Source organism: Pandoraea sp. ISTKB, from assembly GCF_001721285.1.
GTDB lineage: Bacteria > Pseudomonadota > Gammaproteobacteria > Burkholderiales > Burkholderiaceae > Pandoraea > Pandoraea capi.
In genome coordinates this window covers 25,173-45,155 of sequence record NZ_MAOS01000056.1, presented here as the reverse complement: position 1 = coordinate 45,155, position 19,983 = coordinate 25,173, and the positions used below count along the sequence as shown (strand labels likewise).

At 62.2% G+C, this 19,983-nt stretch carries 19 protein-coding genes and 1 pseudogene; 5 read left to right on the top strand and 15 right to left on the bottom strand.

The genetic code is table 11. From position 1 onward, the window contains the following. On the bottom strand, window positions 1–299 hold a 299-nt coding region (locus tag A9762_RS28255), incomplete at its 3' end, for an SOS response-associated peptidase family protein (RefSeq protein ID WP_240493656.1). Window positions 300–952: 653 nt separating this feature from the next. On the opposite strand from A9762_RS28255, the gene A9762_RS28690 reads away from it, so the two are divergent. From A9762_RS28690 to A9762_RS28675, 3 genes and pseudogenes are all read left to right on the top strand, one after another. Further along, on the top strand, window positions 953–1,426 hold the full coding sequence (locus A9762_RS28690) for a hypothetical protein (RefSeq protein WP_139133328.1): 474 nt from the start codon (window positions 953–955) through the stop codon (window positions 1,424–1,426). A gap of 183 nt (window positions 1,427–1,609) precedes the next feature. After that, window positions 1,610–2,598, top strand: a pseudogene (locus A9762_RS29245) (IS3 family transposase); the annotation flags it as partial. 11 nt (window positions 2,599–2,609) lie between these two features. Next, window positions 2,610–2,876, top strand: coding sequence for a TolC family protein (locus tag A9762_RS28675; RefSeq protein ID WP_240493657.1), 267 nt, complete (start codon window positions 2,610–2,612; stop codon window positions 2,874–2,876). On the opposite strand, the gene A9762_RS21040 is transcribed toward A9762_RS28675, so the two are convergent. From A9762_RS21040 to A9762_RS21025, 4 genes are all read right to left on the bottom strand, one after another. Further along, window positions 2,779–5,241, bottom strand: coding sequence for a bifunctional diguanylate cyclase/phosphodiesterase (locus A9762_RS21040; RefSeq protein WP_240493655.1), 2,463 nt, complete (start codon window positions 5,239–5,241; stop codon window positions 2,779–2,781). The genes A9762_RS28675 and A9762_RS21040 overlap by 98 nt on opposite strands. A 3-nt stretch (window positions 5,242–5,244) precedes the next feature. Beyond that, window positions 5,245–5,910, bottom strand: a complete 666-nt coding sequence (locus tag A9762_RS21035) for a methylamine utilization protein (RefSeq protein ID WP_069343952.1) — start codon at window positions 5,908–5,910, stop codon at window positions 5,245–5,247. 376 nt (window positions 5,911–6,286) lie between these two features. Continuing rightward, window positions 6,287–6,772: a DUF934 domain-containing protein gene (locus tag A9762_RS21030; RefSeq protein WP_069343951.1), complete on the bottom strand. Its 486-nt coding sequence runs from the start codon at window positions 6,770–6,772 to the stop codon at window positions 6,287–6,289. Continuing rightward, the gene (locus A9762_RS21025; protein ID WP_069343950.1) at window positions 6,762–8,768 is read right to left on the bottom strand and encodes a DUF2849 domain-containing protein; all 2,007 of its coding nucleotides are present in this window, start codon (window positions 8,766–8,768) and stop codon (window positions 6,762–6,764) included. Before A9762_RS21025 ends, A9762_RS21030 begins: the two co-directional genes overlap by 11 nt. 218 nt (window positions 8,769–8,986) lie before the next feature. Here A9762_RS21025 and A9762_RS21020 point away from each other — a divergent pair, with 218 nt between their 5' ends. Beyond that, window positions 8,987–9,232 carry a hypothetical protein gene (locus tag A9762_RS21020; RefSeq protein WP_039402924.1) on the top strand — a complete coding sequence of 82 codons (246 nt, stop codon included), beginning with the start codon at window positions 8,987–8,989 and terminating at the stop codon, window positions 9,230–9,232. A gap of 17 nt (window positions 9,233–9,249) precedes the next feature. Here A9762_RS21020 and A9762_RS21015 read toward each other — a convergent pair whose 3' ends face one another. The 3 genes from A9762_RS21015 to A9762_RS21005 form a co-directional block, all read right to left on the bottom strand. Then, window positions 9,250–9,609 (bottom strand): hypothetical protein, encoded by a 360-nt coding sequence (locus A9762_RS21015; protein WP_069343949.1) that lies wholly within the window; start codon window positions 9,607–9,609, stop codon window positions 9,250–9,252. 204 nt (window positions 9,610–9,813) lie between these two features. After that, window positions 9,814–11,397 (bottom strand): diguanylate cyclase, encoded by a 1,584-nt coding sequence (locus A9762_RS21010; RefSeq protein WP_083254156.1) that lies wholly within the window; start codon window positions 11,395–11,397, stop codon window positions 9,814–9,816. Window positions 11,398–11,451: 54 nt separating this feature from the next. Further along, on the bottom strand, window positions 11,452–12,210 hold the full coding sequence (locus A9762_RS21005) for a YoaK family protein (protein ID WP_069343947.1): 759 nt from the start codon (window positions 12,208–12,210) through the stop codon (window positions 11,452–11,454). Window positions 12,211–12,352: 142 nt separating this feature from the next. Between A9762_RS21005 and A9762_RS21000 the strand changes: the two genes are divergently transcribed. Continuing rightward, window positions 12,353–12,748: a BLUF domain-containing protein gene (locus tag A9762_RS21000; RefSeq protein WP_069343946.1), complete on the top strand. Its 396-nt coding sequence runs from the start codon at window positions 12,353–12,355 to the stop codon at window positions 12,746–12,748. A 151-nt stretch (window positions 12,749–12,899) separates the two neighbouring features. Here the strand turns inward: A9762_RS21000 and A9762_RS20995 are convergent, their stop codons facing one another. The 7 genes from A9762_RS20995 to A9762_RS20965 all read right to left on the bottom strand — a co-directional run bounded on the left by A9762_RS20995 (window position 12,900) and on the right by A9762_RS20965 (window position 19,860). Beyond that, window positions 12,900–13,946: an ABC transporter substrate-binding protein gene (locus tag A9762_RS20995; protein ID WP_069343945.1), complete on the bottom strand. Its 1,047-nt coding sequence runs from the start codon at window positions 13,944–13,946 to the stop codon at window positions 12,900–12,902. Window positions 13,947–14,037: 91 nt separating this feature from the next. After that, window positions 14,038–15,174, bottom strand: coding sequence for an FAD-binding oxidoreductase (locus A9762_RS20990; RefSeq protein ID WP_069343944.1), 1,137 nt, complete (start codon window positions 15,172–15,174; stop codon window positions 14,038–14,040). After that, window positions 15,167–16,618 carry an NAD(P)/FAD-dependent oxidoreductase gene (locus A9762_RS20985; protein ID WP_069343943.1) on the bottom strand — a complete coding sequence of 484 codons (1,452 nt, stop codon included), beginning with the start codon at window positions 16,616–16,618 and terminating at the stop codon, window positions 15,167–15,169. The genes A9762_RS20990 and A9762_RS20985 overlap by 8 nt, the downstream gene beginning before the upstream one ends. Next, window positions 16,611–17,009 (bottom strand): (2Fe-2S)-binding protein, encoded by a 399-nt coding sequence (locus A9762_RS20980; RefSeq protein ID WP_083254155.1) that lies wholly within the window; start codon window positions 17,007–17,009, stop codon window positions 16,611–16,613. Before A9762_RS20980 ends, A9762_RS20985 begins: the two co-directional genes overlap by 8 nt. Before the next feature lie 23 nt (window positions 17,010–17,032). After that, window positions 17,033–17,827, bottom strand: a complete 795-nt coding sequence (locus A9762_RS20975) for an ABC transporter permease (protein WP_069343941.1) — start codon at window positions 17,825–17,827, stop codon at window positions 17,033–17,035. A 40-nt stretch (window positions 17,828–17,867) separates the two neighbouring features. Then, window positions 17,868–18,773 (bottom strand): ABC transporter permease, encoded by a 906-nt coding sequence (locus A9762_RS20970; protein WP_069343940.1) that lies wholly within the window; start codon window positions 18,771–18,773, stop codon window positions 17,868–17,870. Further along, the gene (locus A9762_RS20965; RefSeq protein WP_069343939.1) at window positions 18,766–19,860 is read right to left on the bottom strand and encodes an ABC transporter ATP-binding protein; all 1,095 of its coding nucleotides are present in this window, start codon (window positions 19,858–19,860) and stop codon (window positions 18,766–18,768) included. Before A9762_RS20965 ends, A9762_RS20970 begins: the two co-directional genes overlap by 8 nt. Between the last annotated feature and the right edge of the window lie 123 nt (window positions 19,861–19,983).

Genomic DNA, 19,983 nt, shown 5'->3' with positions numbered 1-19,983 from the left:
ATGATGATCACCGACCGCTTCTCGCTTCCCGGTTTGTGGAAGCGCTTCATCAGCGGGTGGTTATCCGCGTTCAGCGTCAGCATCGTGAACGACAGACGCGAACGGCCCTCGCCCTCCCATTCCCGCCATAGCCCCGCAAGCGCTAACGGCCCGCCGTCGGCCATACCGATAGCCCAGCGCACCGACTTCCCCGTCTCGTAGTTCGGCTCGCAAAATACATGCGCCGGAATCCGGCAGAGCTGCTGTTTCTTCCAGGCGCCGCTGAAGCTGCGCTTCCCCCACAGTCTCCGCTCGCGCACTCATCGTGTCGAACACCTTCACGCCCTGCGGGATCCTCTCGCGCGGCACCATCCCGAACGACGCAAGGTCTGAGCGCCGCCCGTCGCCATCTCGCCGAATGATTGGGGCGAAATAGTCCTTGTAGACATCATCTCGCCAATCCCCCGCTAGCGCGGCCACACCGCATTTTTCGCTGAACAACTACCGATCAAAAACTCGGCGTTTGCGGCGCATCCCCCTCCCCCAGCACAACCGAATGCCTCGATTGCAATCATGACGGCATCACCTGATGCATTTCCGTAAACGTGGAAAAACGTTAATCGGCCTCTAGAAGCAATTCCGTCTTGCCATACAAAACAACTTTTCAGCAAAGACAACAACAGTGGACATTGGCACAAGGACACATTTGTTTTTATAGGCAAAACAATTCACAGAAAAATTTCGCAAGCCCCCAACGAAAACAATAACTAATATTATGAAACCAATCCATCAACACTATAGTTATAAAAAACTTGAACTCTTCCTCGATTTTCTATATTTTCCATAAAATATTTACTTGGAAAAATTTCTTCAAATCTATCGGATTTCATCCATAACAAAAATGATAATCATCGATTATGAAATCAAATTATGCCCACCTGGCCGAAAAAACATATGGGCAACGATTTTAATCATGCTCTCAACAGTATTCTTGATTACCGGCTTTACATCAACACACTGGCTTGCTGATTTAAGATTCTCAGAATCAATAATTCCATCAAAAGACGAATTGATTAAGATTGGCCCACTACCAATGAGTACAATACACACCAGAAATTCTACAATCATCAATTTTTTTGACAAAACCCCTCCCACGCTCTACCAGGAAGACATTGACGATTTTAGCATCCACCGGGAAGATGTATTGAGAATACTCAACGAAAACAAGAACAAACCCATCGCCTATTTATTTGTTTCAAATAAAAACCCAATTCGCCAGATATGGGAAATTAAAATAGATAATGATGACGCACTAACATATGAAACATCTTTACTTAACTACAAAAGAGAAGTCTCCTATGGATACGCGCGATTTTATCTTTCTATAATATTTTTCGCATGGTTTCTTATTTCAATTATTGAAATAAACAAAATTGAAAAATTGTAAATCCAACGACACATGACATCTATAGCCCCAACGAGCGAAGCGGTTTTGGCTCAAATCAATCAATGGATAGCCGCACTAAGTGTGACCTGACCGCGAAATTTCGTACCAAACAAATCTGAAGATAATGGCTCCTCAGCTCAGACGAGGAGTTGGTATGAAGAAAGCCGGTACAGCGACGAACAGATTGTGCGGATACTGCGAGACGCAGTGCCCGAGGGCGTCAAGCGTCACGGCGTAAGCGAAGTGTCGATTGACGCCTGGCGCAAGCGTTTCGGCGAGATGGTCAGCGATGACGTCAAGCGACTCAAGACGCTCGAGGCCGAGAACGCGCGACTCAAAAAGATGGTGGCCGAGCGCGATCTCTAGATCGAGGTCATGCGGGAGATTGGTGCAAAAAAGTGGTGAGCGTGCAGGCTCGCTGTGAACAAGCCCGGTTTGCGATGGCACGGGGCTTGAGCCAACGGCGAGCGTGCACGCAGATGCAGGTCAGCCGTTCGAGCTTGGGTTACGAGCCCAAGATGCCGAGCAAGAACGCGCCAGTAATTGAGGCAATGCGGGCGTTGTCGGGGCAATTTCCACGCTTTGGTTCGCGCCGCATTCGCGTGCTGCTTGGGCGTGATGGCATCGTTGTCGGTAAAGATCGATGCGCATCGCTCTGAGCACGGGCGGGCCCGCAAGTGCCGAAAAAACGGCGTAGGCGCCGCGTGGCCGGCAGTCGACCGAGGCCTCAAGCGCCGGCGGCTCTCAACGCGGTGTGGTGTTATGACTTCGTGTTCGATGCCTGCGCAAACGGTCAGCAGGTCAAATGTCTGACAGTGGTCGACGAATATACGCGCGAATGTCTGGCGATCGAAGTGGCGGGATCGATTCGCTCACCTCGAGTCATTGAAGTGTTAGGCCGATTGATCAGCCTGCAAGGTGCACCGCGTTATTTCCGCTCAGACAACGGGCCAGAGTTTATCAGCACGGCACTGTTGAAATGGGCGGTTCAAGAGCAGATCGAGACGGCGCTGATTAATCCAGGCAAGCCTTGGCAGAACGGCACCAACGAAAGCTTCAACGGAAAATTCCGTGACGAATGTTTGGCGATGGAGTGGTTCCGAAACCGAATCGAGGCGAAGATTGTGATCGAAGACTGGCGGACGCACTACAACGAAGTACGCCCGCATAATTGATCGACGAGGTGAAGCGAACGCATCCGAGTGTACTTGCCGCACAAGCGCAATACGAAGCCGCGAATGCGAAAGTCTCGCAAACGCGTCGCGAAGGGTTACCCAATGTCAGCCTCGTTGCGAAGTACAGCCGAAACAATCAACCGGCGAGTCTTGGGCTTAGGGTTCCCAGGCCACAGCTTAAACATCGCGACAAACCCGCACACAAGCCTCCCCCTGCTCCGCTTGCCATGCCCGCGCCCAATCCTCCAGCTCGGCCTCTGGCAACGGCTTGCTAAGGAAATAGCCCTGCGCGAAATCGCATCCCAGCGCGCGTAGTTTTTCCAGCGTCACGGCATCTTCGATACCCTCGGCCACAATGCGAATCCCCATGCTGTGACCCAACGCAATCGTCGAGCGTACGATCAACGCATCGTTCTGCTCGTGAGCCATGCCCTTTACGAACGACCGGTCGATCTTGATCTCCTCCACCGGCATGCGCTTCAGATACGACAGCGACGAATACCCCGTGCCAAAGTCGTCGATGGCAATACGAATACCCATGCGATGCAGTCGCTCCATCGTAATCAGCGCCTGCTCGGGATCGTCCATCAAGGCACTTTCCGTAATCTCTACGCACAACCAGTGCGGCGGCAGCGCGTGCTCCCGCAAGACCCGCTTCAGATAATCCGGCAAGTCCGTATCCACGAGATCGCGTGCCGACAGGTTGATCGACATGCCGACCTCCACACCCCTGGCATGCCACGCCGCACACGTCGCGATCGCCTCGGCCGCCACCCATCGTGAAATCACCCGGATGAAACCCGTCTGCTCGGCGAACGGAATGAACTCTGCCGGCGCCACGATGCCGCGCTTCGGATGCCGCCAGCGCACCAACGCCTCCACCCGCACCGCCCGCCCATCCGCCAGATCCACCTGCGGCTGGTAGTACAGGTACAAGCCGCCATGCTCGATGGCATGACGCAGATCGCTCATCAACGACAGACGGTCCCGGTCACGACTCTCCGTATCCGGCTCGTAGATGGCCACGCCCAGATTCGAGCGCTTCGCCGCATACATCGCCAGATCGGCACGCCGCAACAACGTATGCATATCCGACCCATGCTCCGGATACACCGCAATGCCGAAGCTCGCACCGACGTCGACCGTCTGACCATCCACAACGATCGGCACATCCAGTGCGCCCGCCAGACGCGTCGCACACTGGTGCGCCGCCGCCTGATCGCCGCCACGCACGAGAATCGCGAACTCGTCCCCACCCAACCGCGCGACCATGTATCCGGCGTCCTTCAATTCGGTGCTCAGCCGGTGGCCCGCTTCCCACAAGAGATGGTCGCCCACGTGGTGCCCCAACGTGTCGTTCACATCCTTGAAACGGTCCATGTCCATCAGGATGACGGCGAACGGTGCGCCGCCACGGTAAGCCTCCTCGATATCCGATTGCATCCGCTCACTGAACGCCGCGCGGTTCGGCAACCCGGTCAGCGTGTCGACGTAAGCGAGTTCCGTGATTCGCTCCTCGCGCTGTGCAATCGCATTGCGCATCGAATCGAAAGCGCGCGCCAGATCGCCGGTCTCGTCCCGGCGTCGCAAGTCGATGGCCACCGTATCGTCACCGTAATCGCCCTTGCCGATGCGTCTCGCCAGATCGACGAACGACGCCAGCGGACGCGTCACGCTGCGCGCGATCAACGCCGCACCCAGGATCGAAATCACAATGCCGCCGAGCGTCAGCCACAGCAGCGTCGAGCGCAATTGACGGAACGGTCCGGCGGCTTCGGTCACCGAGCGCTGCAACACCGCGACGACCGGGGCATCCGTGCCGGAGAGATTGACGACCTTGAGCGCATACCCGCTCACGCGCGACATTCTCGCCTCCTCCGTCACCGACACGGTATGGCTCGCCAGCGCCGCCTGCAACTCGGTGCGATCCGCCGCACGCAGCGAACTCGCCACCATCTCCCATTGCCCCGATGCCGCCCGATGCACCAGCGACACTTCAAGCCCCGACAACTCGTGCATGTCGCGCGCGAACGCATCGTCCAGCGAGAAGCCCATCGTCACCCAGCCGATGACCAGCGGCGCTTTGACCGGCACGCTCACCAACTCGTAAGCCCGTCCGTCGAGCATGCCGATCGACGAAACGGAAGTCCCCGCCTTGGCTCGCAATCGCCCGCGCGACGGCCCCGGCAGTGCCGGCGCCGCACCGTCGCCACGCACGCCCGAGATGCGCGAGTCGGCAATCACCGCACCGTTCAGGTCGATGAGCAGGGCGACGTCGGCATGCACGCGCTCCCGCACGTTCTCCAGCGCCGAGTGCATCGTCACCGGGTCGTGCAGCGCCACCGCCTCCCGGAAACCGAAGTCTGCCGTGACGACCTGCGCCACCTGCGTCAGCTCGTCCGCCTTGGTTTGCAACGCCCGGCAGAACACACGCTGCCCGACGGCAAGCTGCTCGTTGACCTGCGCCGTGGACGCGTCGTTGAGGGCGCGGCTGGCCGTCATTTGCATCACGGCGAGCACGACCAGAATCAGCGCGACGAACACGAGCGTGATTTTCGTGCGCAGTCGATACCACCCGAGGCTCACGCCAAGGCGAACCATCCGGCTACGGAAGCGGAGAAATGCGGGAAAGAACGGCACGCCTCAGTCCCCACGCAGCGGGAGCACTAGGGATAGCGGCGGGGAAAGCGGCGTGACGGTGACGCCCGGGGCAGCGGGTGCCGCCCCCGGCAACTGAAAAGTGCCCACGACGGTTGCCGGCGCATTCCCGAGTCGTGGATGCCACACGGCGACCCGATACCGGCCGGCCGGTACCGTCGGCAACTCGCCGCGACCGCCGCCACCGGTCTTCGCGAAATACGGCGTGTCCACGACAACGACGTACGCAATCATCATGTCGTGGATGTTGCAACCGATGGTCACGACGCCGGGCTTGTCGAACACCACTTGCCTGGAGCCGCCACGATAGAGCTTGAGCTCGAAGCGCTTCGCATCGGAGAGGGAATAGACGTCGTGCGCGATGTCGTCACGATTCGGAAAATCGACGGCGGCGCCCTTCTGCACGACGGTGACCATGGGCATGAACATCTTCTGCTTCTGCACGATGGACGCCGGTGCAGGACGCCCCGCAGGCACCTTTCCGTCTTCCGGGGTGAGATAGACGACGGCGTCGTCGAGGGCCGCCCCAGTGTTGTCCCGCACCTGAAAATCCTGTGCCCAGGCGCTTGCGCCGGACAAGGCCAGCGCCAATAACGCCAGACAGCCCCGCGACAGGACCGCGCGCAGCGGCAGACGTTTTCTTGCGTTCATGATTTTATTGCTGTGTAAAACGCGCCTTCCCCTGCGGTGCCGACGCGGCGCGCACGGCTTCGGCTTTCCCTTCCATAACGACGCATACCCCCGAACTATTCCTACACGTCGTTAAGAAATTTGCCGTCGCCGCAGTATCCGTCAGGCGCCCTGTCGTTGCCCTTCAACGCCCCGTCAACCCGAATGCACGTTCAACCCTTCGGAAATGCCCGAGAACGCCGTGGAACGCCCGTAAATCCTCAAGAACGTCTGAAGCCCCTTCACCAACCGCCGTCCAACAAAAAAGGCACAAACCCGTTAAAACGCGTTTGTGCCCTTCCGTTGGTGTCTTCCTGCCCGTGCTGCTTTACCGGATGATCTCCGGGGAACGCTCCTGTCAGGCCGTCAGACGCGCCAGCAGCGTGCGCGGCCGCCCGGCGCGAACCTGCGCTGCAAGCGCCGCCTCGCGCCAGCGTGCCGTCGGCACCTCCGAGGGCGACAGCAGGCTATCGAAGCCGCAAGCCCACAACATCGCCAGTTGATCCGGCAGCAGCGGCCCCGCAGCGCGGATCGCGCCCTGGAAATTCCACTTGTCGCGCAGGAACTTCGCCAGCGTGAAACCACGCCCATCGCGCGTCTTCGGGAACTCGATCACCACGAGTTCAAGCTGCGGCAACAGCGCGGCGATGCGCTCCGGATCGTCATGCCCCTGCACGCGGATACCGGCAGGCGCCACGCCCTGCTCGTTCGCGGCAAGCCACGCGTCGAGCGGCAGCACGCTTTCGCTGCGGGTTTCGTCCGAAGCGTCCGGCGCAAGTTGCGCGTCGGCGCCAAGATAAGTCCAGACGTCCTCGGCCGGCAGTCCGTTACGATCAATCAACATTCAGAGCTCCCTTGAATTCTTCCGCGCCGACACGTCCGAGCGTATCGATGAAGCGCTCACCCTCGTGACGCAGATTGAGATAGCGTCCGAGAATGTTTTCGATCACTTGCGGCACGGCCTCGTACGACACGCCCGGGCCGAGAATCTTGCCGACGGCCGCGTTATCGTCCGCCGAGCCACCCAGCGTGATCTGATAATTTTCCTTGCCCGCCTTGTCCACACCGAGAATGCCGATGTGAGCGACGTGGTGGTGCGCGCAGGCATTGATGCAACCGGACACGTTGAGCGTCACCGGCCCGATGTCGCGCTGCTGCTCCTCAGTAAAGCGCAACGCAATGCGCTGCGCCACCGGCACCGAACGCGCATTGGCGAGCGCGCAGTAGTCCAGCCCCGGGCATGCGATGGCGTCCGAGATCAGACCGATGTTCGGCGTCGCGAGCCCGGCCGCCTTCAATTGCTTCCACAGGGCATGCAGATCGTCGAGCTTCACGTGCGGCAGCACGAGGTTCTGCTCGTGCGTCACGCGCAGCTCGCTGAACGAATACTTGTCGGCCAGATCGGCCAGCACCAGCATCTCCTGCGCGCTGGCGTCGCCCGGAATCCCGGAGGCCGGCTTGAGCGACACGACGGCACTGATGTAGCCCGGCACCTTATGCTCGTGCGTGCAGGTGTCGACCCAGTGCTTGAATGCCACGTCAGTCTTGTACGACTGTTCGTATGCACTGGACTGCGCCGGCAGCGTGGCGAACTCGGGCAGGATGAAGCGCTCGCCGATGGCCTTGATCACGCTGTCCGCCAGCGGACGATGCGTTTGGGCGATACGGGCGAACTCTTCCTCGATCATCTCGATGAACTTCGCCGGCTGCATTTCCTTGATGAGGATCTTGATGCGCGCCTTGTAGATGTTGTCGCGGCGGCCCAGCGCGTTGTACACGCGCAGAATCGCTTCGACGAAGCGCAGCAGATCGGCCTCGGGCAACCAGTCGCGCACCAGCGTACCGACGATAGGCGTGCGGCCCAGACCGCCACCCGCGTAAATCTGGAAGCCGACTTCGCCCTGCTCGTTCGTGCGCGCCAGAATGCCGATGTCGTGAAAACGCACCGCCGCCCGGTCCGTCTGACCGCCAGTGATGGCGATCTTGAACTTGCGCGGCAGATAGGTGAATTCGGGGTGGTCCGTCGACCATTGACGCAGAATTTCGGCATACACGCGCGGATCGATGACTTCATCCTTCGCGGCGCCGGCGAACTGGTCGGTCGTCACGTTACGGATGCAGTTGCCGCTCGTCTGGATGGCGTGCAGATCGACGTCTGCCAGCGCCGACAGAATGTCCGGCGAATCGGTCAGCGTCGGCCAGTTGAATTGCAGATTCTGACGCGTGGTGAAGTGCCCGTAGCCCTTGTCGTAACGATTCGCCACGAACGCGAGCTGGCGCAACTGCACCGCGCTCAACGTGCCGTAGGGAATCGCAACGCGCAGCATGTAACCGTGCAGTTGCAGGTACAGGCCGTTCATCAGACGGTAGACCTTGAAGTCGTCTTCGCTCAGCTCGCCGCTCAGACGGCGCGCCACTTGCTGACCGAACTCCTTCGCGCGGTCCTTGAGGTATTCGCGTTCCGACGGATCGTAGCGATAGATGCCCGCGTGCTCGGGGGCCACGGTCAAGGCCGGTGCGTCCGCCAGCGCGGCTTGCACGCCGGCGTCTGCCGCCTGCTTGCCGAGGTCTTCACGCACCGACGGACCACGCGAACGCAGTTGTTCACGGAAGTCCACCGGCACAGGACCGGCGTCGCCGAGTTCGGCCGGACGCGGCACGGGATCCACGATCAGGTTGGCAGCCGCAGCAGCCTTGGCGGCCGCCTGCGCCTGGTCGAGACCGTCCGCATCGAACACGTGCGCCTGCGTCAGATCGTCTACCCAGTTGTATTGCTGGTCCAGCCAGACGACCAGACCGTCTTGGAGTCGGTTCGCCGAAATCAGATTGCCTGCATTCATTCGATGCTCTCAATGCTTGTCGTTTTGGTCGCGACTTAGTGGGAAACAATTCGCGATTAGAACCACAGGCTATCAAGCGGCGAAGGAATATACGAATATTGACTAGTTATGTCGTCATTACGAGATGTTGTTTGACGAAAAATCATTGCGGATCACTGTATTTTTATACAGTAGTCATGCTACATTTCCCATCATTCAACTTCATCGTGAGGGACACCATGAGCGACGCCAAATCCATCAAGTTCATCGTCGTGCCATATCGCAAGAACAAAGACGGCGTGCTGCAACCCGGCGAGCTGCGTCAGGCGAGCACCGAATTCGGCGCAGTGCGTATCGCGCAGTCGATGGCGTCCGGGTTCGCGGGCATCGCCGCCTACGAAGTGCTGGTCGACGAAGAGGACGGCACGATGGATGCACCGCGCGTTCTCTTCCAGGAAGGTGCCATTCCCGCGATGGCTGACTGAGCGGCGAGTGCCGGGCCTCACTCCGGGCGCGACGGACGGGCGATGCTGTCGAACGTCTTGGTCTGACGCGGATGCTGCATATCCCGCGTATCGAGCGCCCGGCGCTGCGCGAGCACTTCTTGCGTGCTCGGCCCCGTGGCCGGACCATTGCGCTCGCTTGCCGTGCGATTGATGCTGGCGCTGGCCGCATGGGCGTCGGTCACAGGAGCGGTCTGGCCGCCGAGTGCCGCTACCGCCGGGCTCACGGCCGGCGTCTGATTCGACTGACGGATGCTGCCCAGATCGCCTGCGCCGAGATAGGACTGCGCGTTGGCGTGACCGAAGATCAGCGCGCCGCTCAGGCACAGGCAAGCGGCGAAGAAGTGAGTGCGGTTCATATAGCCCCCCGTTTGGCGAATCAAGGCGTGTTTGTTGATGGCTGAATTGTCTCAGCCTCTACGCACGGTGTCGCCTTGCATTAATCACAGTAGACGCCCCTGCTCAGCCCATTGGCCGACAAGCGGATTGAATCGCCATCGTGAATCGCGTGATCGCAACCCGCCGGAACGTTCTGTGAATGGGGCGCCGCCGCCCGGTATCCGCTAACTCGACGGCGAATCCGGGGGCTCGCCGGGTGACGGCGTCTTGCCCAGCACGATCGTGCTGATGCGATTGCGGCCGGACTGTTTCGCAATGAAGAGTTGCTCATCGGCCGCCTTCAGGATGGCCTCGGCGCTGTCGCACTCGCCGGCGACACCGGTCGCCGCTCCGACGCTGATCGTCACCATGCCTGCGGCACTCCCTGCGTGATCGATATGCAGGCGCTCGATGTCGCGCCGGACCTGCTCAGCCATCGTGGCCGCGCTTTGTGCATCCGTATCGGGTAACACCACAGCAAACTCTTCGCCGCCGTAGCGGGCCGCCATGTCGCTGTCGCGCCGCACATGGCCGCCGATATTCTTGGCGACGGCACGCAGCACGTCGTCGCCGACCGAATGGCCGTAAGCGTCGTTGAAATGCTTGAAATGGTCGATGTCCGCGAACAGGATCGACAACGGACTGCCGGACCGCTTCGCGCGCCGCCATTCGGCCGCGAGTTTAGTGTCGAGCGCACGGCGGTTGGCCAGCCCGGTGAGGCCATCGGTCACACTCAGGCTCACGAGCCGCGCCGCAGCGCTCGAACGTGTGCGGATGGCCGCCGTCAGCAACCACGAACCCGCGATCAGTGTCGCCGCGCAGGCGATGGCGATGGCACTGAATATCCACACCTGCCGTAACCACTCGCGCATGAGCAAATGCGTCGAGGGCGTCACCACCACGTACATCGACGCCCCCGGCACCCGCACCGACCGGTAGTCCAAGGCACTCATGCCCTTCGGAAACGCAAGCGCCGCCGACAGATCGCCATTGCGCGCCGCCTCCCCCGGCAACGTGACCAGCGCCCCCGGCCGCGCGCCTGAGCAGGGATCGCAGGCCAGCACCGTCCCCTTCTCTTCCACGATATCGATCGAGTGCAGGTCGGCCGAATCCACATCGCTGACCAACGTGCCGAGATGATCGAGTCGCAGGGCCAGCACCGCCACACCGGCAAAGGTGTGATCGGGCGCCGCAATGCGGCGCGTGAGCGCCACCGACAACACGCCGCCGTGGGTGCGCGACGCGTACGGCTGCGAGATGTACAAACCGAGTGACGGACTGAGCGCATGTGACCGGAAGTAATCCCGATCCGACACGTTCACGCTCACGTTCGTCTGACCGTCCAGCGGCGCGGCGATATGGCCGGTCTTGTCGACGACGTAGGCATCGTCCAGAAAATCGCGACTCAGCGTCTGCCCGAAGCGCACCCGGTCACGCACGCGCTCCGGGAACAACGGTGTCGTGGGGTCCTCCGCCTCGCGGACCATCTCCTTGAGCAAGGTGTCGTAGACAGCAATGTTGCCGCCCAGACTGGTCGCCACGACCGACGCCACGCTCTGGGCACGTTCGAGGGCAAACAGGTAGCGCGCCTGACGGTCCGCGCGCAGCAGCAGCGAAACCCCGACCAGAATTGCAATGGCGATGGCCGTGCCGATCACGCCGACCATCGACGGATAGTCGTCGAACTTGTCGAACAGCGCTCGCAGTCTCTGCCCGAACCAACTCCGGAACCCACTCTGTTTGCGAGATACGTCCGAGCGTGTAGTCATGACGAATGGCCCGACACGGTTACCGACTGGTGAACTAGCGAGGAAGCCTGCCCGTTAGCGCGAATGCCTGGCGTTGCGCGAGAAATCGTCGAGCAGCGGCACGATGGCCAGCATGATCAGTACCACGGCGAGCGGAATCGTGGAGACGAACCCCAGATGCTTGAAGCCCAGCGCCCCCACGAGCCCGCCCATGAAGAAACTGCCCAACAAGGCACACAGCAGACGCAGCTTCTGCCGGTCGCCGGCCACGCGCGGCAGGTCCTGCGCCACGCCCGGCCGGTTCCAGTAGCCCATCTTGCCAAGCTCGATGCCTATGTCGGTGACCAGCCCGGTGACGTGCGTGGTACGAATTTCGGCCCGGGAAATCTTGGTGATGATGGCATTTTGCAAGCCCATCACGTAGCACAGCAGGCCCACGGTCGCCGGCACGTACAGCAACCGGTGATCCTCCAGATTGGCGCCCATCATGCCGAACGTCAGCAACAGCATCGCCTCGAGCATGAGCGGCGCGGCATATTCGCTATGCGTGTGGTGACGTCGTCCCCAATGAATCAGCACGGCGGAGGTGGCCGCGCCCAGCAGGAACGCCACCAGCGCGCTCAATCCTGCAAGCACCAGCAGCAACTGGCCGAGCACGAGATTGTCGGAGAGCGAAGCGACGATGCCCGACATGTGCGACGTGTACTGACCGACAGCCAGAAAGCCTCCGGCGTTGGCCGCCCCGGCCACGAAGGCGAGCGAACACCCCAGACGCCGGTTCGCCGCGTCCGTGCGCACCGGCTGGGTGAAACCGCGTAGATAATTGATCGGCATGGCGAGTGAGCGTCCCGGGCATCGCACTTGGGGTATTCTAATGCGCGTCGACGCAAAGTTGATGCAAAGGTGACGCCATTATCGTGCCATCGACGCGACACGACGGGTCGATGTGCCGACTTGTACGGGGGGAGACATAACAATGACCGAGTGCTACGCGTACATCAGCCGTGCGTTGCCGGATCTCGATCCGGTTGCGCTGTCCAAAATCATCGTCCACTCACGCGGGTTCAACGATACCCATGGCGTGACCGGTCTGCTGCTCTATGACGGCATGACTTTCTATCAGTACATCGAAGGACCGGCGCAGGCGCTGGCCGACGCTCGTCAGCGCATCGAAGCCTCGCGCCACCATTCCTCCATCCAGGTGCTGCTCGATGGCACGCCACGACAGCCCGGCGCCTTCTCGTCCTGGAGCCTCGGCTATCTGGTGCTCGACGAACCCGCCCACGCGCTGCATGCCTTCGTCATGCCCGCGGATCACGCACAACTGATCGGGGCGTTCAACGTGCTCGCCGCGCAGGCGGACGTGATGTAAGCCTCAGCGTCGACACGGCACCAAACCACGCCAGCCAAGCCGCACAAACGACAACGCCGGGCCACCTGAGGTGCCCGGCGTCGTTGTTTCGAGGCCTGCGCAACGCCTGCGCGAACGATCGCGTCATGCGCTGCGATTCATGCCATCGCGATCACTGCTCGATCTGACGGTTCCAGCGCTGATCCCACTGCGCGCGACGCTGGTTGATAGCGTCCCAATCGACCGTCTTGATGTTCTTGGTCAGATCGTCGAGCTTGCCCAGACGCTTTTGCATCGACGGCGGAATCGTCGCTTGCGGATTGGTCGGGATGTAGGCGCCGGCAGCCGCAGCCAGCGATTGACCCTTGGCCGACAGCAGGTACTGCGCAAGCTTCTGCGCCATGGCATTGTCAGGGCTGTTCTTCACGACGCACAGGTCGACGAGCAACTGCACCGCGCCTTCCTTCGGGGCCACGTAGCCGACCTGAATGCCCTTGTCCTGAAGGTCGCTCACGGCCGTCGGGGTCAGCGGGAAAATCGCGGCTTCGCCCGTCTGGATCATTTCCGAGAGCTTCGCCGAGTTCGGGATGTACTCGACGACGTTCGGACCGACGGTCGACGCCCATTTCGTGAAGCCCGGTTCGACGTTAGTCTCGCTACCGCCCCAGATGCGGTTCAGCGCGAGGAAACCGTGCAGACCGAACGTGCTGCTCGATGCCGACTGGAATACGACCTTGCCCTTGTACTTCGGATCGGCGAAGTCGGTCCACGACGTCGGGGCCGCCCAGCCCTTTTCCTTGAAGAGCTTCGTGTTGTAGCCGATACCGGTCATGCCGAGCTGCACACCAGCGCCCATATCGTCCTTCACGCGGGCCGAGGGCAGCAGTTCCTTGAGCACCGGCGCATCGTCGAGCTTCTGGCACACGCCCATGCTGATGGCGCGAGCCATCACACCGTCGTCGAGAAACACGACGTGCACCTGCGGGCTGTTACGGTTGGCGAGCAGCTTGGCGAGTACGTCCGACGACGTACCCGGCACCACCACGACCTTCACGTTGTTGGCCTTCTCGAATTCCGGGAAGACCTGACTCGTGTAAGCCTTTTCCATCGGGCCGCCATTCATGCCGATGTACAGCGTTTTCGACTGCGACCAGGCCGCGCTGCTCGCGCCCAATGCCAGCGCCGCAGCGCACATGACGACCTTACGGGATAGCTTCATCGTGGTTCTCCTTGCGTTTTCCAGGGTGTTAGGAATGTAGGTTGTGGACGGACTCAGAACGTGTGGCATGTCTCGGGTTCCCTCGTGTGCATCAGGCGGGGGCGCCGACTTTCGCGAACCGGTCGACCGCAAAGGCATCGATCGGCGTAGCCGTCTGCCCTTGCGTGACCAGATCGGCCAGCACCTCACCGACGCCCGGGGCCAGCAGAAAACCGCCGCCGCAAAAGCCGAAGGCATGCACCAGTTGCGGGGTGGTACGGCTCATGCCGATGATCGGGTTGTCGTCGGGCGTCTCGCCTTCCACGCCGCTCCACGTGCGGATCAGCAAGGCGTTGCGCAGCGCCGGCAACAACGCACACGCCTCGCGCATCACCGCGCGCGTGGTGTCGGCCGACGGCTGGGCGTACTCGCCGTCGCCGGTGCCGCGCCCGCCGCCGATCACGCAGTTACCGCGCTCGACCTGACGTGCATAGACACCGCCGCCGTAGACACCGAGGCTGTGCCCGACGAAGCGGGGCAACGGCTCCGTCACCCACATGTTCGGATAGATGGCATGCATCGGCACACGCTCGCCGAACGTCCCGGCGATGTGATTCGCCCACGCGCCGGACGTATTGAGCAGCCAGTTGCTGCTCACGTGCAGGGCGTCGCCCGCCTCGGGCTGTGCCGTGAGCTGAAAGTGCTTGCCGTCATGCGCGATCGAGGTGATCGGGGTGCGTTCTCGAACGTCTGCCCCGAGGGCACGCGCCGCACGCGCGAAGGCCGGCGAGACAAGACGCGGATTCGCATGGCCGTCGCTCATGCACAGCGAGCCGCCGACAGCCCCATCGCCCAGCCACGGAAAGCGCTGGCGGAACTCGGCCCCGCGAAACACCGTGGAGGACAAGCCGTAATTGGCGGCCATGGCGGACCACTTGTCGAGCGGTTCGAGATCGCTCTCGCGACGTGCAAGACGCAGGTGACCCGAGCGTACGAACTCGCCGTCGATACCGATGAGCTCCGGCAGACGATCCCAGACCCGCCGCGCACGCATTGCGAGCGGCAATTGCTCCTCGGGGCGCCCCTGACAACGCACGCCGCCGTAATTGACGCCGCTGGCTTGCGCGCCGCAATAGCGTCGCTCGAACAACGCGACCTTCAGGCCGCGCTCGGCCAACGCCCGTGCGGCCGATGCGCCGACCAACCCGCCACCGGCGACCACGACGTCGTAATGCAAGGTCTCACTCATCGCGCGCCTCCTCGGGAATGGCGGCGACGTTCTCGTCGAAAAGCATGGGGGCAATCGGAATCGGTTTGATCGGCGCCTGCGCACGCAGACGACCCACTTGCGCGAATGTCTGCCCGCTCGCCTCGGCGAGCACATGGCATGCCGCTTCGCCGCACATACGGCCCTGGCAACGCCCCATGCCCACGCGTGTGAGCGCCTTGAGGCGGTTGATTTCGGTCACGCCGTCAAGACGCGCGCAATCGCGCAAGGTACGGGCGGTGACTTCTTCGCAACGGCACACGAGCATGTCGTCGGGCCACTGCGAAGCCGGATCTTCCGGCAATGCGAACGCCTGCTCGATGCCTTCGCGAAAACGGCGGATGCTCGCGAGCTTGCGCTCGATGGTGGCAGCATCAGGCGCATCAGGCATGGCGGGCGCCGCGATGCCGAGGTCTTCGAGCAACGCCAGTGCCGCGCGGCGGCCGGCGAGTTCTGCGGCGTCGGCACCGGCAATGCCCGCACCGTCGCCCGCCAGATAGATGCCCGGCTGCGAGCTGCGGCCTGCGGCGTCGCGCTCGGGCAGCCAGCAACGGTTGAGATCGTCGAAGACGAAACGGCAACCGGCCAGATCGGCGAGTTGCGTTTCCGGACGCAGGCCATAGCCCAGTCCCACCGCACTGCATTCGAGCGATTGTTCGCGGCCATCGCGCTGCCAGCGAATCGCGCGGACCCCGGCAGTGCCGTCGATACCGTCGAGCGTCACGCCGGTTTCGATGCGCACGCCACGGGCGCGCAACCAGCCCACGTAGTAGACGCCCTTGGCAAACGTCGACGGCTGACTGAGCAGTCGCGGCGCAGCCTTCGCCTGCGCGACGAACGCGCTGGTGTCGAGCACCGCGACGACGTTCGCCCCGGCTTTCGCGTACTGGTACGCCACGAGGTATAACAAAGGCCCGGTGCCCGCGAACACCACCCGTTCACCGATGGCGCAGCCCTGCGCCTTAAGCGCGACCTGCGCGCCGCCCAGCGTGTACACGCCTGGCAATGTCCAGCCCGGCAGCGGGAGCACGCGATCCGTCGCCCCGCTGGCAATGATGAGATGGCTGAACGGTACGGCCGTTTCGCGTCCGCCATGCATCGTGTGGAGCCGCTTCGGATCGCACGCCCACACCAGCGTTTCGGGACGATAGTCGACCTGTGGCAGCAACGCGGCCATGGCGTTGTGGACGGCATCGGCCTTGGCGGCTTCGAAGCCGTACAACGCCTGCTTGCTGCGCGCGAATCCTGCGTCGGCGGGCGGTTGACGATAGATCTGACCGCCCCAGCGCATGTTTTCGTCGAGCACGATCGGGCGCACGCCAGCCGCAACGAGTGTCTGCGCTGCGCGAATTCCCGCCGGACCGGCGCCGACGATCACCACGTTAGCGTCATTCACGAGATTCCGGTTTCCGGCGCGCTCATTCATGCGAGCCTCCGTGAATTTCGTCGACGTCGGCCGCACGCGTGACGATACGCATGCCGGCCTGAACGGTCGTGGAGCACGCACGCAAACGCGTGAGTTGCATATCGCCGCCACCGGCCGTCGTCGTCTCGCAACGCACCCAGCAGTCCTGACAGGCGCCGATCAGGCAGAAGCCCGCACGCGGCGTGCCGCTGAACTCGCTGATGCGCACGTGGCGCTGATGCGTGAGGATGGCCGTGAGCAGCGTGTCGCCCGCGAGCGCCTGCACCGGCTCGCCGTCGATGAAGAACGTGACCGGCGAGCGTGAGGTCTCGGCCAGCCGCTTCATTTGCGGATGGCAGGTCGTTTGCCCCGTCGCGCGCGACGATTGAGGGAATTGGGAAGAACTGGACATAGGAGTCGTCGTTGAGCGCGCGTTCAGTGCTGGCCGATCAGAATGCGATTCAGGCCGTAGATGCGGTCGAGCAGCAGCATCGCGCCGAGCGTCACTGCAATGACGAGCGCCGAGACGGACGCCATCATCGGATCGATCGACTCGGTGGCGTACATGTACATGCGCACCGGCAGCGTGACGGTTTGCGGCGCCGTGAGGAAGACCGACATCGTCAGTTCGTCGAAGCTGTTGATGAACGCCAGCAGCCAGCCGCCGGTAATGCCCGGCAGGATCATCGGCATGGTCACGCGGCGGAACGTCGTCCACGAACCGGCACCGAGCGAGGCGGCCGCGTTCTCGACGCTGCGGTCCAGGCCGCTGATCGACGCGAGCACGAGACGCATGATGAACGGCGTCACGATGATCATGTGCGCGAAGATGAGCGCGCCGAACGAGCCGGTCACGCCGAGCATGGCGAAGAAGCGCAGCAATGCGATGCCGAGCACGAGGCCCGGAATCACCAGCGGCGAGAGCAGCAGACCGTTGAGGAAGTTGCGTCCCGGAAAGCGCGAACGGCCGATGGCCAGCGCGGCCGGCAGCGCAATCGCGAGCGAGAGCGTGGCCGAGATGAACGCGAGCTTCAGACTGGTGAAGAACGACGCGATGAAGTCAGGGTAGTCGAGAATCGCGCGGAACCAGCGCAGCGAAATACCGCGCGTGGGCAGCGAGAGCGTTTGTTCCGGCGTGAACGCGACCAGCACCACGATGATCATCGGGGCGAGCACGAAGAGAATGACGAGCGCGTGGAACGCGAGCGCCAGGGGACTGTTTTTGCGCATGATGGCGAGTGAGTTCTGTTCTGCGAAAGACCCGAGGGCCTTAGCCCATGCTTCGCGAGTAGCGACGATCGAGCAGACGGTAGTACGTCAGCATCACGATCAGGTTCGCCACGAGCAGCAGCACGGCAATGGTCGCGCCCAGCGGCCAGTTCAGCGAACTGAGGAACTGGTCGTACACGGCGGTAGCGGCCACTTTGAGGCGGCGTCCGCCCAGCAGGCTCGGAATCGCGAAGGCGCTGGCCGACAGGCCGAACACCATCAGACTGCCCGAGAGAATGCCGGGCACCAGTTGCGGCAGCACGATGCGGCGCAGCGTGGTCGCGGGCGACGCCATGAGCGAGAGCGCCGCGTTCTCCGTCTGCGGATCGAGACGTTGCAGCGACGTCCACACAGGAATCACCATGAACGGCAGCATCACGTGCGAGAGCGCCACGACGACGGCGAAGTTGGTGTACTCCATCTTGAACGGCCCGATGCCGATCAGCCCGAACGCCTGATTGATCAGGCCGCCGGAACTCAGCAGCATGCTCCAGCCGAATGCCCGCACCACGATGGACACGAGCAGCGGCGAGAGAATCACCAGCAGGAACAGCGAGCGCCACGGGTCACCCATGCGCGAAAGCACATAGGCTTCGAACGTGCCGACCACGGCGCAAATCGCCGTGACCGTCAGCGAAATGCCGAAGGTGCGCAGGAAGATCGTATGGAAGTACGAGTCGAACAGCACTTCCTTGTAGTTCTCGAACTGGAACGCCGCAATCGGACCGCTCGCCGGGTCGAACTGATAGAACGTGAGCGCCAGCGTCATGAGCAACGGAATGAGCACCAGCGCCACGAACAGCAGCATGGCCGGCGCACTCATCACCCACATCGGCAGGTAGGCATGCCACGGCGCACGCGCGGCGCTCGCGATGTCCGTGTGCGGGACTTGCAGGGTTTCAGCCATTGGCGCACGCTCCCGCAGCAACGAAGCGCACCGATTCCGGATGCCAGTCGAGACCGACCGGCGAACCTTCGTTCAACGGTTCGCCGCCTTCGTTCTGGCAGCACACGAGCACTTCGCCCAGCGCGCTGTCCACGCGATACAGCCACTGGCTGCCGAGGAAGAAGCGGCTCGTCACCGTTGCCGACAAGCGGCCGGCCGACGGTGCGCACAGGCGTACCTTCTCGGGACGCAGACACATCGTGATGGCATCGCCCACCGCCATGCTGCGGTCACGCGGCGCCAGGTCCGAGAGTGCTGCGCGCTGCGTGAGTTGCGCGCCCAGTTCGATATGCAGATGCTCGCCGTCGCGCGCGGCCACACGGCCGGCCAGCATGTTGGCCTTGCCGATGAACTGCGAGACGAACGGCGTTTCCGGACGCTCGTACGCCCGGTACGGCGTGTCGACCTGCGTGATACGGCCGGCTTCCATGACCACGACGCGATCGCTGATCGACAGCGCTTCGGACTGGTCATGCGTCACCATGATCGTGGTCGTACCGATCTTGCGCTGGATCGAGCGCAGCTCGAACTGCATGTCTTCACGCAGCTTGGCGTCGAGGTTCGACATGGGTTCGTCGAGCAGCAGCACGGGCGGCGCAATCACGACCGCACGCGCGATCGCCACACGCTGACGCTGGCCGCCCGACAGTTCACGCGGGAAACGGTGACCGAGGGCGTCGAGCCGCACCAGCGCGAGCGCCTCGCGAATGCGGTCCTTGCGTTCTGCCTTGTCGACGCCCCGCATCTCGAGGCCGAAGCCGACGTTGTCCGCCACCGTCATATGCGGGAACAGGGCGTAGCTCTGGAAGACGATGCCCAGGCCGCGCTTGTTCGGGCGCATGTTGGTGATGTCGCGCCCGTCGAGCGTGATGCGCCCGGTCGTGGCTTCGACGAAGCCCGCGATCATCTGCAACGTGGTGGTCTTGCCGCAGCCCGAAGGCCCGAGCAGCGAGACGAACTCGCCTTTCTCCACCGAGAGATTGACGTTCGAGACGGCATTGAGCTCGCCAAACGTCTTGGAAACATCCGTCAAAGTCAGAAAAGACATGGTCACTACCTTTGGGGCACACACGCGCCACATGAAATGCAATTGCATCGAACAGTAGCGAGCCAAATTGCATGCCGCAAGATAACGATTCCATGAAATGAGATAAATTTTCAGATTATTTCG

What these genes read in the sequence shown, in the direction of transcription:
- A9762_RS20970 (WP_069343940.1), bottom strand. Translation starts at nt 18,773, where the DNA reads ATGGCTGAAACCCTGCAAGTCCCGCACACGGACATCGCGAGCGCCGCG.
- A9762_RS20965 (WP_069343939.1), bottom strand. Translation starts at nt 19,860, where the DNA reads ATGTCTTTTCTGACTTTGACGGATGTTTCCAAGACGTTTGGCGAGCTC.
- A9762_RS28690 (WP_139133328.1), top strand. Translation starts at nt 953, where the DNA reads ATGCTCTCAACAGTATTCTTGATTACCGGCTTTACATCAACACACTGG.
- A9762_RS20985 (WP_069343943.1), bottom strand. Translation starts at nt 16,618, where the DNA reads ATGAATGAGCGCGCCGGAAACCGGAATCTCGTGAATGACGCTAACGTG.
- A9762_RS21035 (WP_069343952.1), bottom strand. Translation starts at nt 5,910, where the DNA reads ATGAACGCAAGAAAACGTCTGCCGCTGCGCGCGGTCCTGTCGCGGGGC.
- A9762_RS21010 (WP_083254156.1), bottom strand. Translation starts at nt 11,397, where the DNA reads ATGACTACACGCTCGGACGTATCTCGCAAACAGAGTGGGTTCCGGAGT.
- A9762_RS20990 (WP_069343944.1), bottom strand. Translation starts at nt 15,174, where the DNA reads ATGAGTGAGACCTTGCATTACGACGTCGTGGTCGCCGGTGGCGGGTTG.
- A9762_RS21015 (WP_069343949.1), bottom strand. Translation starts at nt 9,609, where the DNA reads ATGAACCGCACTCACTTCTTCGCCGCTTGCCTGTGCCTGAGCGGCGCG.
- A9762_RS21000 (WP_069343946.1), top strand. Translation starts at nt 12,353, where the DNA reads ATGACCGAGTGCTACGCGTACATCAGCCGTGCGTTGCCGGATCTCGAT.
- A9762_RS20980 (WP_083254155.1), bottom strand. Translation starts at nt 17,009, where the DNA reads ATGTCCAGTTCTTCCCAATTCCCTCAATCGTCGCGCGCGACGGGGCAA.
- A9762_RS20995 (WP_069343945.1), bottom strand. Translation starts at nt 13,946, where the DNA reads ATGAAGCTATCCCGTAAGGTCGTCATGTGCGCTGCGGCGCTGGCATTG.
- A9762_RS21030 (WP_069343951.1), bottom strand. Translation starts at nt 6,772, where the DNA reads ATGTTGATTGATCGTAACGGACTGCCGGCCGAGGACGTCTGGACTTAT.
- A9762_RS21025 (WP_069343950.1), bottom strand. Translation starts at nt 8,768, where the DNA reads ATGAATGCAGGCAATCTGATTTCGGCGAACCGACTCCAAGACGGTCTG.
- A9762_RS21005 (WP_069343947.1), bottom strand. Translation starts at nt 12,210, where the DNA reads ATGCCGATCAATTATCTACGCGGTTTCACCCAGCCGGTGCGCACGGAC.
- A9762_RS20975 (WP_069343941.1), bottom strand. Translation starts at nt 17,827, where the DNA reads ATGCGCAAAAACAGTCCCCTGGCGCTCGCGTTCCACGCGCTCGTCATT.
- A9762_RS21020 (WP_039402924.1), top strand. Translation starts at nt 8,987, where the DNA reads ATGAGCGACGCCAAATCCATCAAGTTCATCGTCGTGCCATATCGCAAG.